The organism is Haloarcula salina (genome assembly GCF_049603855.1).
In the GTDB taxonomy this organism is placed as follows: Archaea; Halobacteriota; Halobacteria; order Halobacteriales; family Haloarculaceae; genus Haloarcula; species Haloarcula salina_A.
Map to the genome: position 1 here is coordinate 1,752,354 of NZ_CP187146.1, position 14,813 is coordinate 1,767,166.

At 66.6% G+C, this 14,813-nt stretch carries 12 protein-coding genes and 1 tRNA gene; 9 read left to right on the plus strand and 4 right to left on the minus strand.

Annotation, left to right across the window (positions count from 1 at the left end):
* Positions 1 to 48 precede the first annotated feature (48 nt).
* Positions 49 to 351, minus strand: a complete 303-nt coding sequence (locus ACOZ4I_RS08950; RefSeq protein WP_423998678.1) for a hypothetical protein — start codon at positions 349 to 351, stop codon at positions 49 to 51.
* A gap of 54 nt (positions 352 to 405) precedes the next feature.
* Positions 406 to 1,761 (minus strand): PAS domain-containing protein, encoded by a 1,356-nt coding sequence (locus tag ACOZ4I_RS08955; RefSeq protein WP_423998680.1) that lies wholly within the window; start codon positions 1,759 to 1,761, stop codon positions 406 to 408.
* Between the two features lie 241 nt (positions 1,762 to 2,002).
* Here ACOZ4I_RS08955 and ACOZ4I_RS08960 point away from each other — a divergent pair, with 241 nt between their 5' ends.
* The 5 genes from ACOZ4I_RS08960 to ACOZ4I_RS08980 all read left to right on the plus strand — a co-directional run bounded on the left by ACOZ4I_RS08960 (position 2,003) and on the right by ACOZ4I_RS08980 (position 9,465).
* A complete protein-coding gene (locus tag ACOZ4I_RS08960) occupies positions 2,003 to 3,829 on the plus strand; it encodes an FAD-binding protein (RefSeq protein WP_423998682.1) in 1,827 nt (608 codons plus the stop codon).
* A 631-nt stretch (positions 3,830 to 4,460) separates the two neighbouring features.
* Positions 4,461 to 5,738, plus strand: a complete 1,278-nt coding sequence (locus tag ACOZ4I_RS08965) for a hypothetical protein (protein ID WP_423998684.1) — start codon at positions 4,461 to 4,463, stop codon at positions 5,736 to 5,738.
* 43 nt (positions 5,739 to 5,781) lie between these two features.
* On the plus strand, positions 5,782 to 7,908 hold the full coding sequence (locus ACOZ4I_RS08970; protein ID WP_423998686.1) for a carboxypeptidase-like regulatory domain-containing protein: 2,127 nt from the start codon (positions 5,782 to 5,784) through the stop codon (positions 7,906 to 7,908).
* A complete protein-coding gene (locus ACOZ4I_RS08975) occupies positions 7,905 to 9,191 on the plus strand; it encodes a D-Ala-D-Ala carboxypeptidase family metallohydrolase (RefSeq protein ID WP_423998688.1) in 1,287 nt (428 codons plus the stop codon). Before ACOZ4I_RS08970 ends, ACOZ4I_RS08975 begins: the two co-directional genes overlap by 4 nt.
* Positions 9,192 to 9,363: 172 nt before the next feature.
* A tRNA-OTHER gene (locus tag ACOZ4I_RS08980) sits at positions 9,364 to 9,465 on the plus strand.
* Between the two features lie 378 nt (positions 9,466 to 9,843).
* On the opposite strand, the gene ACOZ4I_RS08985 is transcribed toward ACOZ4I_RS08980, so the two are convergent.
* On the minus strand, positions 9,844 to 10,068 hold the full coding sequence (locus ACOZ4I_RS08985; protein WP_423998690.1) for a DUF7385 family protein: 225 nt from the start codon (positions 10,066 to 10,068) through the stop codon (positions 9,844 to 9,846).
* Between the two features lie 87 nt (positions 10,069 to 10,155).
* Here ACOZ4I_RS08985 and ACOZ4I_RS08990 point away from each other — a divergent pair, with 87 nt between their 5' ends.
* From ACOZ4I_RS08990 to ACOZ4I_RS09005, 4 genes are all read left to right on the plus strand, one after another.
* On the plus strand, positions 10,156 to 11,172 hold the full coding sequence (locus ACOZ4I_RS08990) for a nicotinate-nucleotide--dimethylbenzimidazole phosphoribosyltransferase (RefSeq protein ID WP_423998692.1): 1,017 nt from the start codon (positions 10,156 to 10,158) through the stop codon (positions 11,170 to 11,172).
* A gap of 13 nt (positions 11,173 to 11,185) precedes the next feature.
* Entirely contained in the window at positions 11,186 to 12,508 is a 1,323-nt protein-coding gene (locus ACOZ4I_RS08995; protein WP_423998694.1) for a cobyrinic acid a,c-diamide synthase, read from the plus strand.
* Positions 12,509 to 12,596: 88 nt separating this feature from the next.
* Positions 12,597 to 13,406 (plus strand): diadenylate cyclase DacZ, encoded by an 810-nt coding sequence (dacZ, locus tag ACOZ4I_RS09000; protein ID WP_423998696.1) that lies wholly within the window; start codon positions 12,597 to 12,599, stop codon positions 13,404 to 13,406.
* Positions 13,407 to 13,409: 3 nt separating this feature from the next.
* Complete coding sequence (locus tag ACOZ4I_RS09005) at positions 13,410 to 14,204, plus strand: mechanosensitive ion channel domain-containing protein (protein WP_423998698.1); 795 nt, start codon at positions 13,410 to 13,412, stop codon at positions 14,202 to 14,204.
* 24 nt (positions 14,205 to 14,228) lie between these two features.
* On the opposite strand, the gene ACOZ4I_RS09010 is transcribed toward ACOZ4I_RS09005, so the two are convergent.
* Positions 14,229 to 14,753, minus strand: coding sequence for an acyltransferase (locus ACOZ4I_RS09010; RefSeq protein ID WP_423998700.1), 525 nt, complete (start codon positions 14,751 to 14,753; stop codon positions 14,229 to 14,231).
* Between the last annotated feature and the right edge of the window lie 60 nt (positions 14,754 to 14,813).

Here is a 14,813-nt window from a genome sequence, read left to right on the forward strand (position 1 = left end):
TGTTTCTCCAGCCGAACAGCGTCGCGTCAGCCGCGACGCCGCCGTGGATCAGCGCGACAGGAGGTCGTGGATGCGGTCGGCGAGCGAGGCGTCGTCTGTGCCGAGCCAGTGCATCTCGAACGTCTGGTCCTTGCCGGCGCTCATGAACGGCACGCTGGATTCCGTGTCCTCGTGATAGGCCCGGACGGCGTACACGAGATTCGTTCGAGCCGCCTTTTCGAAGTCGCCGACGCCGCGGCACTCTGTCTCGGGGTCGGTGGCGATCCACTTCGTCTCGTCCGAGCCGCGGGGGAGGAGGTCCCCGGGTCGGCGCGACACGGTGGCCCGCTCGAAGACGGTGTCGGGGTCCATGGGGGTACGTAGCACTCGAACGGTAATGGCTGTTCGCCAGGAGTCGGCAGAGCGTCAGTCGTTGCGACAGACGAACTCGAAGCGCGCGCCGCCGGACTCGCTGGCCGTGGCGATGACGTCCCAGTCGTGTGAGTCGACGATCTGCTCGACGATGCAGAGGCCGAATCCCGTGCCGTCGGTCGCCGTCGAGTAGCCCGGGTCGAACACCTCGTCGGTGCCGTCGGTGAAGCCGTCGCCGTCGTCCTCGACGTAGAACCCCCACGGCTCGGTTCCGACGGTCACCGTCACGTCGCTTCCGCCGTGCTCGACGGCGTTGCGAAAGAGGTTTTCGAGCAGTTCGAGCAGCGCGCCGCCGTCGGCCTCGATCGGGGCGTCCGCCGCGAGTTCGAGCGTCGCGTCCCGCGTCTCGACCATCGACCACGCCCGGCGGGCGACGTCTGCGAGGTCGACCGGCTCGACGTCGTCCGGGTCGACACCTCGCTTCGCGAGGACGAGCAAATCGTCGATGAGGGTGTACATCCGGTCGATGCTGCGCTCGGCGCGGTCGAAGTGCTCGTCCGCGCCGGTTTCGCGCGCGAGTTCGAGCGAGCCGTCCAGCACGTCGAGCGGGTTTCGGAGGTCGTGACTGATCGCATCGGAGAAGCGTTCGAGGCGCTGGTTCTGGCGTTTGAGTTCCTGTTCGTGGTGTTTCCGCTCGGAGACGTCGCGTGTGGTCACGAGTATCTGGCCGGCGAGCGGTCCGGTGGTGATCTGCTTGCCGCGGGACTCGGTCCAGATCCACTCGCCGTCGGCGGTCCGGTAGCGGTGCTCGATGGTGGCGTGGTGCGACGGATCCTCGATCATCCGGCCGAACTCCTCGATGGCCTCCGGCAGGTCGTCGGGGTGGACGTACTCGAAGAGGTCCGCGTCCTGCATGACGGACTGATCGTAGCCGAGAACGCGCTCGACGGACGGGCTGATGTACTGGACCGTCCCCTGACGGTCGAAGACGGTGAGCACGTCGGAGGTGTGGGTGACGAACTGGTTGAACTGGGCCTCGAAACGCGGACGTTCGCTCACGTCGCGCGAGGAGAACACGCGATAATCGAGTTCGCGTTCGGGACCGTCTCCCGTGAACGACTCGATCCACACCCAGTCGCCCTCGGCGTCGCGAAAGCGGTACTCAGTCCCGGTATCGGCGCTCGACGCGGTAGCGGCCAGCGCCGCCCGGACGCGCTCTCGGTCCTCGGGGTGGACGAAGTCGAGCCAGTCGCTGCCGACGATGGAGTCGGTGTCGTAGCCAAGGACGCGCTCGACGGCGGGGCTGGCGAACTTGACCTCGAGGTCGGCGTCGGTCACAGTCAGTACTGCCGGGGCGTCGGCGAGTAGCGAGCGGAAATCATCAGCAGTCTGGAAATGCGGGTCTGACATCGGAGAACGGCGATGGAGCGGTCGTATCGAGCCGCTGTGGGTCCGCCTGGAAGCCGCCGTGGTCGTTGCCGGAAATTCCAGTCCGAGTGATATAATTCCATCGGCCGTCGCCCCATTTGCATCGGATCGTACACCCTCGACGGCGAGCGTGACACGCCGCACGGGCCGCTCGTTGGGCGCAACAGGGAGGCTTAAGTTCGGGTACTCCTAAGCCGAATATACGCCAAGAGACATTCTACCAATGTACGAACACGACGTCATCGTGGTCGGCGCGGGTGGCGCTGGCCTCCGGGCTGCGATCGCAGCGGACGAAGAGGGCGCTGACGTTGCTCTCGTGACCAAACTTCATCCGGTTCGGAGCCACACGGGCGCGGCAGAGGGCGGCATCAACGCCGCCCTCCAGGAGGGCGACTCCTGGGATCTCCACGCGTACGACACGATGAAGGGGTCTGACTACCTCGGCGACGCCCCCGCAATCGACACGTTCGCCCAGGACGCCCCGGAGGAGGTCATCCAGCTCGAGCACTGGGGGATGCCCTTCTCCCGCGAGGAAGACGGGCGCGTCTCCCAGCGGCCGTTCGGTGGCCTCTCCTACCCACGGACGACGTACGCGGGCGCCGAGACCGGCCACCACCTGCTGCACACGATGTACGAGCAGGCGGTCAAGCGAGGCATCGAGGTGTACGACGAGTGGTACGTGACCCGGCTCGCGGTCACGGACCACGACGACCCCGAGGACCGCGTCTGTCACGGCTGTGTCGCCTACGACATCAAGTCCGGCGAGATCCACGGATTCCGTGCCAACAACGGCGTTATCCTCGCGACCGGCGGGCTGGGACAGGCGTTCGACCACACGACGAACGCCGTCGCCAACACCGGCGACGGCTGCGCGATGGCCTACCGCGCGGGCGTCCCGATGGAGGACATGGAGATGATCCAGTTCCACCCGACGACGCTCCCGTCGACGGGCGTGCTCATCTCCGAGGGGGTCCGCGGCGAGGGCGGCATCCTCTACAACGACAACGAGGAGCGCCTGATGTTCGAGTACGGCTACGCGAACAACGACGGCGAACTCGCCTCTCGGGACGTCGTCGCCCGCGCCGAACTGACCGAGGTCAACAACGGGCGCGGCATCGAGGACGAGTACGTCCACCTCGACATGCGCCACCTCGGCGAGGAGCGCATCATCGACCGGCTGGAGAACATCCTCCACCTCGCGGAGGACTTCGAGGGCGTCGACGGTCTCGACGAACCCATGCCGGTCAAACCCGGCCAGCACTACGCCATGGGCGGCGTCGAGTGCGACGAGAACGGCGAGACCTGCATCGAGGGGCTGTACGCCGCCGGCGAGACGGCCTGCGTCTCGCTCCACGGCGCGAACCGCCTGGGCGGGAACGCCCTGCCGGAACTGCTGGTCTTCGGGGCCCGCGCTGGCCACCACGCCGCCGGCAAGGACATGAAGACCGCCGAGATCCAGACCGGCCCGACGGCCAAGAGTGAGCCGGGCGACGTCGAACCGCCCGTCGAACCCGGCGCGATAGACGCCGGCAGCGACGACGTGGCCGCCGACGGCGCCGCCGTCGAGCCCCAGTCGGTGCTCGAAAACGCCGTCGAGCACGAGCGCCGGCGCGTCGAAGAACTGCTGGAATCCGACGGCATCAACCACGCGGAGGTCCGCGCCGACGTCCAGCAGACGATGACGGGCAACGTCAACGTGTTCCGCGAGGAAGACGGCCTGAAAGAGGCCCTCCGGGACATCCGCGAGGCCCGCAAGGAGTACGAGAACGTCGCCGTCGAGGACCCCTCGCGCACCTACAACACCGACCTCATCCACACCATCGAGACGCGCAACATCCTCGACGTGGCCGAGGCCATCACGCTGGGCGCGCTCGCCCGCGAGGAGTTCCGCGGCGCGCACTGGCGCGCGGAACACCAGGAGCGCAAGGACGACGAGTGGATCAAACACACGATGCTGGCCTGGAACGAGGGCACGCCCGAACTCTACTACAAGCCGGTCATCCTCGAGGGCGACGAGCAGACCTACGAGCCCAAAGAGCGCTCGTACTGAATCGTTCGTCGGGTGAGGGCCACTTACCTTACAGACCTGTTCGATTTCGGAGAGAAAGGCCCGTTATTCGTGTGAGAGCGCCGTCTGTGTGACCGCAATCTTCATGCGTCTGTGCATGATATATCAACCACATTCGCCGTCTGTCGCGGCTCGCGAAGTTCGCCCCGACTTTGTTCCGACTGGTCATCAAATTCCAACAGATTCGTGTCATATCCCGACGATTCGTCGCCGGTATGTCACTCCACCCCACTTATAATGGGAGGGCAGCGACGACCTACCGAACACCGCCCGCTCAGCCGCCGTTGGTGGTAATCTCGTGCAAATTGTTAGCCACCGCCAATATTCATATATGTGACATAGTTCTATGTGCGCGGCGCTCCACTGCAACGGTGGTCCAGGAGGAGACAACACGATGGCAGAATTCGAAAAAGACCAGATTTCACGCGCCTTTTTGGCGAAGTTGTACGAATCGCTGACAGCCCAACCCGAAATCGAAGCGACCGCGTTACCCGACGACCGATTTATCGCCTGGTGTCAACCCGGGTTACCGTTCCAACCTGAGGACTTTTTGTTCGCCACTCGCGGCATCGGTGGCGGTGACGGAGACGGGGAGTCAGTTCGACGGCGAGGGATGGCCGCAGCAGAGTGGTCACACCTGGTGAACTTCATCCCGAACCCGAGCGGAATCTACGACGCCGAGCAACAGAAGAAGATGTTCGACAACACGGCGTTCACACAGGACGGTGCGTCCATCGCATCGATCTACAAGAACGTCTTGCAGTTCAGCGAAGTGGCGTCGGCAGAACCGACCGAAGAGCAAAAAGCGCAGGTCAAACGAGCCCGGGAACTGCTGACTGAGGTCCGGACGGAACCGGACCTGCTCACCGGCGAACCACAGGAAATCACCGACGACAGCCGTCTCGTCAAGGCGTACGACACCTTCCGTAGCGAATACGAGAACGCGGTTATCGAGTACAACGGCAAGAAGCTCGCGTCGCTCAACGCACAGGACGCTCTCGCAGTCCAGGACTGGATGCTCAACGGCGAGATGTACCGGAACAAAGTCCGCAGGGCGCACGACAAGTGGGTGACGGCTGGACACAAACACGACGTCGAGAAGCTCTGGGCGCTCGTCGACCAGGTGACACAGCGGAGTCTGAAACTCCTCAAAGCCGACCTGGAAGACGACCTGGAGAAAGCGGAGATGAGCAATCCCGGCGCGGGCGGTGAAACGTTCTACTGGACGTCGTTGATCCCGTCCAGCCTGCCGTTCTCCGAGGGATGGAGTACCTACGACTTCAAACAATCGGACACGAAGATTCACGAAGACAAACAGACCAACGAGTGGGAAGGCGACGCGAAGATACCGGTGTTCGGCTGGGGGTTCTCGCCGAAGGCGTCCGGGAAGCAAGAGCGGTACGAACGCGAGGTCGACACGACGGACTTCACCATCTCCTTCGAGATAGCCCAGGGGATGATCTCTCGGCCATGGATGAGCACGAACTTCCTGCTGTCCAACGCCTGGCGGTTCGGGCCGAACATGCCGAACCTCACGAACCTCACCGAGACGCTTTCGAACGGCGAGAAACCGCCCGAATTCAGTGGGTCGATGGTCGCCTTCCCGACGACCGCGATATTCGTCAGGAACGTCCTCGTGGATTTCGCGGAACTCCACGAGGAGGAGAGCCAGTTCAAACGGGACATCGACGCCGGACTGGACTTGTCCATCGGACCGGTTCGTCTCGGCGGTGGCAAGTACAAACGCGGAGACGAGGAACGGACCATGGAAAAGCACACCACCGATCAGGGACTGAAGATTCCCGGGATGCAACTCATCGGCTTCAAGTGCAAACTGCTCCCGAAGTTGCCCAACCCGAGTCCGGAGGTCCCAGAGGAGCAGTGGACGTGATCCCACCGCGGCGTCGGGCCGCCCGCGGATGTGGTGAGCGACCATGAACGACGCCGCAGTCGCCATCATGTCCAAGATTCGGCTCCTGTACGGCGGCGACGAGGACTCCGACCAGTTCCTCTCGTTCCTGCCGCTGGGACGGCCCCTCACGGCCGCGGACCTCTCGTTCGCGGACGCCGAAGACGGCATCGCCACCTCGAAGGACACGCTGAACGCCGCCGCCAGTTTCGCCACACAGATGAACTTGATCCCGGTGGTCGAGACCATCTGGACCCACGACGGACGGCTCCTCTGGGACGAGTACGAGGCGATACTGACCCAGGCGGTCGTCGCGGATGCGACGCTCACGGAGGCGGAGGAAGCGGAACTGGCCCAGGCCCGGGACCTCCTCTTCGACGAGACCGAAGTCGTCGACGAGAACGGTGACACCAAGACGGTTACCGTCGAGTCGGCACTGCTCGAAACGTACCGCGAGCACGAGACGGCCGTCAGGGAGGCCAGAATCCAGCACAACACCGCTCGATTGACGACCGAGCACGCCGACGACCCCGAGGCGGAAGCGACGGCCCACGGTGAGGAGGCGGAACTCGAAGCGGCCCTGGAGCGCGCCGAGACGGCGTGGCGGGCCCAGGGGCACAAGGCGGCGGTCGAGGCAGCGTTCGCCGACATCGATCGGCTCACCGACGGCAGTCCGCAGGTCGCCTGGAGCGAGTGGAAGGCGCAGTTCCGCGAGGCCAAGGCCAGCGACCTCGAGATCCACCGGGAGTTTTTCCCCACGACCGTCTGGCCGCCGGGGTTCTACCACGCCGACAGCGAGTCCGGGTGGACGACGGTCACGATGGACGGCAGCGAGATCAATTCCTTGCGGGACCGGTGGCTCGCGGACCTCCCCGAAGGAGCCGATGGCGACGTGCTCGAGGCCGACGTTCAGGCGGATCTCTGGATCGACAGCCTCTCGGTCGACCTGGCCAGAGTCGACCTCGTCAGACACTGGTTCGTGCCGTCCGTCCTCCGGAGTCGGGTCTGGACGTGGCGCCACGACCGCGAAGCACTCTCCGACGGCGGCGACCCGCCGGTGGGGAGCCTCCCGGCGTACCCGGTGTCCCTGATCTTCGCCCGGAACCTCTCGGTCGACCTCGACGCGACGGACGCGCAGAACGAGGCGGTGGTGGCCTCCCTGCAACAGGGCGGCCTCCACACGCTCGGGCCGATGCTGCTCGATCAGGTGCCCTCGACGACGCAGATCACCTCGGTCACGAACCTCAAGCAAGCGACCTTCGACCCGAAGGAGACGGTTGCCATCCGAGACGTCGGCGATGCGACGGCCCGGGGAACCCAAAGCCGTGTGCTGGCGGCCCGCACGAACCCGCTCGTGGGCAACATCGCGGACGTCCTGGCGCGAACCGACGCGTCCAACGTCCACCCAGGCATCAGGACACCGCTCGCCAAGACGCCCTCGACCGCCTTCTTCACCGGCATCGTGAACCCGGCGGTCCTGACTGCAACGGGCGCGGTGACCCGCCCGCGGCCAGATGCTACCGGGGGGACCACAGTTCGGGACCACCGGACGGCCGACAGTCCCCGGGCGCGAATCCGCGACCACAGAACGGACGCGGGACGACCGACCCGGGTGAGACCCCACGGCGACGACCGACGCCCACGACCGCATCGACCAGCCACTGGGCGCCCACGCGTCCGCGACCACCGGCGTGCGCGTCACGTGGTGCGCGCGCGACGGGGGGACACCGGGCCAGTGACGGTCAACGGCCGTGTCCGGGATACCGACGCCGCGGGCGGGGACCCGTCGACCATCGAGTCCGTTCGAATCACGTTCCGCCAGGAGGGAACCGACCTCCAGAAGATGGTCACGACTGACGGCGACGGTCGATACGAAGTGACGCTCCCGACGGGACGATACGCGGTGACGGCGCACCGCTACGGTTACCACGACTTCCCCCAACAGGCGATGGGCGGCCTCCTCACCGTCCGGGGCGGTGACGAACAGACTTTCGACCTGGCGATGACCCGCGACCCCTCCGAGCCCACCGACATCGACACCTGGGAGTCGGTCCAGTTGATCGCCATCGTCTGCCAGACGGTTCCGCCCGCGCCGAACCCCGATCCATCGCTCACCTGGCCCGAGGGCGTGAACCTCGGAGGTGGCGCATGAGTCCGTTCGAACTCTCGGACAGCGTCGGCTCGGGCGGGGAGAACCGACCGGCCGACGTGCGCGCGCTGACGGAGCGACTCGTGGGGCTCGGCTACACCTGGGTCCCAGTGACCGAGGACGTGACGGACGAACTGGAGACAGCCATTAATCTCGTGCAGTCGATCAAGGCCGGCCGCGATCAGGTCCGCGGCGACGGGAGAGTCGACGTTCCTGGACCCACCTACGACTGGCTCCGGGCGACCAACGCCCCGCGCTGGCAAGTGATGCCGGCCGGATCGCCGGCCGCGGGGTTCCAGAACGTCGAACTGGCCGACGTGCTGGACCACCACGACTTCGGGACCAGCTGGATGGCGACGACGATTACGGAGGCGGGGATCTGGTACCGCGACCGGTACCTCCAGACCACACCGGAGGCCGCCCGCATCGGGATCAACGACGTGAGTCTTCCCACCGGTGGCCACACCGACGACCACAGCGGCCACCAGACGGGGATGGCCTGTGACGTCCGCCTCCCCCGCACAGACGGTACGACGCCGGGGAACACGACATTCGAGCACCAGGCGTACGACCGCGACGCGATGCGTGCGATGCTTCGCGCCATCCGACACCAGCCCCGGGTGACCACCATCCTCTTCAACGACCCCGACCTGATCGCCGAGGACCTGTGCCGGCGAGCGCCCAATCACGACAACCACGTGCACTTCGAAATCGACGCCCTGCTGCCCATCGTGGGATACGACCGCCCGATTGCCGACCGCCTCCGGAGGGCTATCGAGCGCTTCGACGGGCAGCCTCGCGAGCCCTCGCTGTACGACCTGTCACGGGAGGGGTTCCAGTCGTACCTCGACGACGTGGGCGTCGAGCACTTCAGCGCGGCGGAGTTCCTGGTCCCGCACCACGAGGACGTGGCGGCCGGCCAGGGATACGAGGTTTTCATCCCACCACACGCGTGGTGGCCCCGCGGCGGCGCGCTGGGATGTCTGGCCGACGACCTTCGCGAACGCGTCGATGCGCCGGTGACGCTTCGGAACTGGTGGCGACCGATCCCTTACAACGATGCGGTCGACGGGGCCCCGGAGAGCGACCACGTGGTCGCCCACGCGCTTGACCTCGACTATCGGTCCGCTGACGACCGACGAGTGGCCGAGGAACGGCTCCGGAACCTCGCTGAGACCGACGAGTGGCTCCAGCTATCGCTGGGGTTCGGGAACCGCTCGACCCACGTCGGACTCCTCTCGCCGGGTCGGGGCCGGGACTGGCTGTACGACAGCTACGTGCCCTGAGGGACCCAGTTTCCATCCCCTATTCACCCTCGTTCGGCTGGGTCATCCCCCATCGACCGAACTGCTGAGGTCACGACCGCTTGCAGGGGTTCCACAGCCAGTAGCAGGAGTGGTACCACCGCCGGCCGCACCAGTGAATTAATGCCCGTCAGGGCCGTAGTTCGCACCGCTCGGAAGGGTGGCTCAGTGGTAGAGCGCTACCGACCAATCGCCAGATCTCGGTCGGTAGTTACCCCGCAATGGGCTCCGCGTGGTTCGATTCCCGCCCCTTCCATCGCGACGAACAAGTACGTGAGTCGCGGCTGTCGGCACAAAGTTACAACTCGGGAGAGTTCCGTTCGAAAATCCGAGAGTCGGCCGGGGGGGGGAACAGCGACTCTCGGTCTGGAAAGGTAAGGAATGTGGGGGGTGGGGGGTGGGGGTGGGGGTGGTGCGGCACCAGTGCGGTGCCTACTATCAACAATGGGAGAAGATACCAAAAACCTTGTGCCTGAATTATCAGACATGATATTTTGATGGCGATCGCCGGATACACCGGCCGCTGGCGAACAACTGGGAGATGGCTGCTATCGGGCCGTGGTCAGCCAGTTCGTTGAGGAAAAGCGCAAGACGGAGAGCGGATCGACAGTCGATCCGTGCAACCTCGGTGTCGTTACTTGTGCGTGAACAGGACGACGTTGCCGTCGTTGATGGCCGTACAGAGGTCCATCTCAAAATCGAGATTCAGCGAGGTGAACTCCTGCTTGCAGACGACCATGTCATCGAAGGGGTCTTCGCAGGCGGGACAGGCGACCGCCGTGGTGTTCTGGTAGGAGGCGATGGCCTCGTTGTCCTCGCGGGGGGTCAGCGACGAGACGAGTTCGTCGAAATCGTCCATGTTCTGGCACGCGTGACCGGGTGGCATAAATCACACGCCGTCCCGACCACCGATGTCTTAAAGTTAGTTTGTAGTAATGCAAATACAATGGCCAGACTCGGAAGCGGAACGCGGTTCGTGCTCGTTGCGGGGACGACAGAGACGGCGGCGCGGGACGGGATCAGCGCCGCCGGGGCCGACCCGGAGCTGATGTCCGTCACGCCCGCGGCGGACGCCGAAATCCTGACCTACGGCGGCCCGGTCCGAACCGACGTGATACCGGTCAGTCCGAGCGGGTGTCCGACGCCGGCGCTGGTGACGCGGGCGGTGCGAGAGGTGCTCGGGATGGACGTGACGGTGGTCGACGGCGGCCTCGCCGAATCGACCGGCGCGCCGACGGTGACGGTCGGCGCGCGCCCGGGGAAGGACATCGCCGAGCAGGACCCCGTGCCGACGGCCCACGGCGCGTTCGCGGCGGCCCGGCAGTTCGGGCGCGCGCTCCCGGCGGACGAGCTGTGGCTCGGGGAGACGATTCCCGGCGGGACGACGACGGCGCTCGGAGTCCTGCGCGCGCTCGGTGAAGACGTGATGGTCTCCTCGTCGCTGCCGGAGAACCCGGTCGCGCGAAAGGCGGACGTGGTCGCCGAGGGGCTGGCGACGAGCTCGATGCATCCCGGCGACGCCGCCGGCGAACCAAAGCGGGCGCTCAGGCGGATGGGCGATCCCGTGCTGGCGACGATGGCTGGCCTGACCGCGGGAGCGGTCGAGACCGACACCGCCGTGACGCTGGCCGGCGGGAGCCAGTGCGTCGCCGTCGCCGCGCTGGTCCGCCACGGCGGCTACGAGGGGTCGCTCGGGCTGGCGTCGACGAGCTACGTGGCCGACGACGACAGCGCCGACCTCCGCGAGAGCGCCGAGCGACTCGACCTCGACCTGACCGTCACGGATCCGGGCTTCGACGAGAGCGACCACGTGGCGATGGAGCGGTTCGTCGCGGGCGAGGCCAAGGAGGGCGTCGGGATGGGCGGCGCGCTGGCGCTGGCCGACCGCGCCGGCGTCCCGATGGCCGAGGTCCGCGACCGCTTCGCCGAACTGTACGACGACCGCATCGGGGCTCCGGAATGAGCGGGGGGCCGCGATGAAGGGATTCGTCCTCGCGGGCACGCGTTCGGGGGTCGGCAAGACCGTCGCGACGCTGGCGACGCTGACGGCGCTCGACGAAGCCGGATACGACCCTCAGCCGGCGAAGGCCGGACCGGACTTCATCGACCCGAGCCACCACGAGGCGCTCACGGGCCGGCCCTCGCGGACGCTCGACCCGTGGCTGGAGGGCGAGGAGGGGATGCGCCGGACGTACTGGCGCGGCGACGGTGACGTCTGCGTCGTCGAGGGCGTCATGGGGCTGTACGACGGGTCGAAGGCCTCGACGGCCTCGGTCGCCGAGGGGCTCGACCTCCCGGTCGTCCTCGTCGTCGACGCGAAGGCCGGCATGGAGAGCGTCGCCGCCACGGCGCTCGGATTTTCCCAGTACGCCGAGCGAGTCGGCGCTGACGTCGAAGTCGCCGGCGTCCTCGCCCAGCGCGCTCACGGCGGCCGACACGCCGACGGCATCAGAGACGCGCTGCCCGAGGAACTGACCTACTTCGGGCGGATCCCGCCGATGCCGGACCTGGATATTCCGGACCGCCACCTCGGCCTGCACATGGGGTCGGAGGCGGAACTCGACCGGGACGCGCTCTCGACGGCCGCCGAGACGATTCGCGTCGAGCGACTGGTCGAGGTGGCGCGAGAACCGGCGGCCGCGCCGGCCACCGATTCGACCGACCGGATCGCACCGACCGCGTCGGGAGACCGTCGGGTCGCGGTCGCGCGTGACAGCGCCTTCTGTTTCGTCTACCCGTCGGTCCTCGACCGCCTGCGGGCGGGCGCGACCGTCGAGACGTTCTCTCCGGTCGCGGGCGATTCCGTGCCCGACGCCGACGCCGTCTACCTGCCCGGCGGCTACCCGGAACTCCACGCCGAGTCGCTGGCCCGCGGCGGGACCCTCGACGGCATCGCGCGACTGGCCGCCGACGGCGTCCCGGTGTACGGCGAGTGCGGCGGGCTGATGGCGCTGTCAGAATCGCTGACCACGACCGACGGCGAGACGTACGAGATGGCCGGCGTGCTGCCGGCCGAGATCGAGATGCGCGAGCGGTATCAGGCGCTCGACCACGTCGAACTCGACGCCCGCACGGACGCGGTGACGGCGGCCGCCGGCGACACGCTCAGAGGTCACGAGTTCCACTACTCGGCAGCGTCGGTGGCCGACGACGCGAAATTTGCCTTCGACGTAGTTCGAGGCGACGGCATCGACGGGTCCCACGACGGCCTGACCGAGTACCGGACCGTCGGGACCTACTGCCACTGCCACGCCGAGAGCGGTGCGTTCGACAGCCTCCTGACAGGACCGCCCGAGTGATTTTCGGCCGGGAGAGCGTCTGACACCTGTGTCACGCGCGGCTGACCGCCCATAAACTTTTTTCCCGTCTGGCGGCGTGATACACGCAATGAACGAGTTGCGCGACCTGCTCGGAGACCTGGTCGCAGACGTCGATTCCGTGTTCCTGTTCTCCCCGAACGCCTCGTTCTTCGAGGAGTTCGAGTCCCTCGAGGACGAGGTCGTCGTGGTGGGGCCGGAGAACGCCCTCGACACAGAGCCGTTCGTCGAACTCCCCCTCGACTTCACCGACCTCGAGGGCCGCCTCCGCTTTGGCATCGAGGGAGCGCTCGAACAGGGTATCGTCGACGAAGGCGAGGAGGTCCTCTGCGTGACCGAGGTGCTCGACGGGACCGAGAACACGCTCGTGCGCGTCCAGACCAACGACTTCTCGCCGTCGGGCGTCTACGACCTGTTCGTCAACTCCCGGGCGGAGGCCGGCGTCGTCCGCGACGTGTTCGAAGTGGCCATCGAACTGGGCAAGAAGGGGCAGAAAGGCAAGCCAGTCGGCGCACTCTTCGTCGTCGGCGACGCCGGCAAGGTGATGAACAAGTCCCGGCCGCTGTCGTACAACCCCTTCGAGAAGTCCCACGTCCACGTCGGCGACCCCATCGTCAACGTGATGCTCAAGGAGTTCTCGCGGCTCGACGGCGCGTTCGTCATCTCCGACGCCGGGAAGATCGTCTCCGCCTACCGCTACCTCGAACCCTCCGCCGAGGGCGTCGACATCCCGAAGGGACTCGGCGCGCGCCACATGGCCGCCGGCGCGATCACGCGCGACACGAACGCGACGGCGATCGTCCTCTCCGAGAGCGACGGCCTCGTCCGGGCGTTCAAAGGCGGTGAACTCGTCCTGGAAATCGACCCAGAGGAGTACTGAGCCATGCAGCCTGGCGAACAAATCTGGGAGTTCATCCGGTCAGTGTTCTCGCCGGAGGGGATATTCATCATCACCCTCGTCGTGCTGGCGCTCGGCCTCATCATCGGCTACCTCGTCTGGCGGTCCTCGCGGCGGTTCATGCGGGAACTCGGCGTCCCCGAGGCCGTCGAGGGCACGCCGTTCGAGCGCACGGCCCGCGGACTGGGCACGTCGACGGTCGGCATCATCTCGAACCTCGCCGCCCTGTTCATCTACATCACGACGGTCACGGCCGTCCTCAACATCGCCCAGTTGACCGACCCCGAACTGTACTGGGCGCGCTTTACCTCCTTTCTCCCCGACCTCTTCATCGCCCTGTTCGCGGTCATCATCGGCCTCATCGCCGGCGACAAGGCCAAGCTCGTCGTCTCCGAGCGACTGCGCAGCGTCAAGATGCCCGAGGCGACGGTGCTGCCAGAAGTCGTCAAGTACAGCATCTTCTACCTGGCCGTCCTCATCGCGCTCGGGCAACTCGGCGTCGCCACGCTGGCGCTGCTCATCCTGCTCGGCGCGTACGCCTTCGGACTGGTCTTCGTCAGCGGACTCGCGCTCAAGGACCTCCTGCAGGCCGCCGCGGCCGGCATCTACCTGCTGCTGACCGAGCCGTACAGCATCGGTGACGAGATCGTCATCGGCGACCAGCGCGGCATCGTCCAGGAGGTGGACGTCCTCGTCACGCGCATCGAAGACGACGGCGAGGAGTACATCATTCCGAACAAGCGGGTGTTCCAGACCGGTATCACTCGGATCAGGAACTGAGTTCGCCTCGCGGCGCTCGCGTCGTCACGACGCCTCGTCGGCCGCGTCCGCATCCTCGTCCGAAAGCGGTTCGGCCGGGACGCCCGCGACCGTCGTGTCCGCGGGCACGTCCTCCGTCACGAGCGAGTTCGCCGCGACCTGCGCGCCCGGGCCGATCTCGACGCCTGGCAGGACGATCGCGCCCGCGCCGATCATCGCGCGCTCCCCGACGACGACCTCGCCGGTGCGGTACTCGTCCTGTAGGAACTCGTGGCACAGCAGGGTCGCGTCGTAGCCGACGATGGCGTGGTCCTCGACGGTGATGAGTTCCGGCCAGAACACGTCCGGCGTCGACTCCAGCCCCCAGGCGACGCCGTCGCCGACGGTGACGCCCAGCCGACGCAGGAGCCAGTTCTTCAGCGGGAGGCTGGGCGAGATGCGACAGACGAGGATGACCGCGTAGTTGACCATCACCCGGAGCGGGTGCTTGGCGTCGGGCCACGGGAACAGCGAGTTGTACGGGCCGGTCGTCGGGTGGCGGCGCAGTCGGTCGTGTCGTGGACCACTCACGGCTCCCGGTTACGCGGCCGCGGTAATCAAACCCGTCGACTCTCACCGCCGCGAGAACAC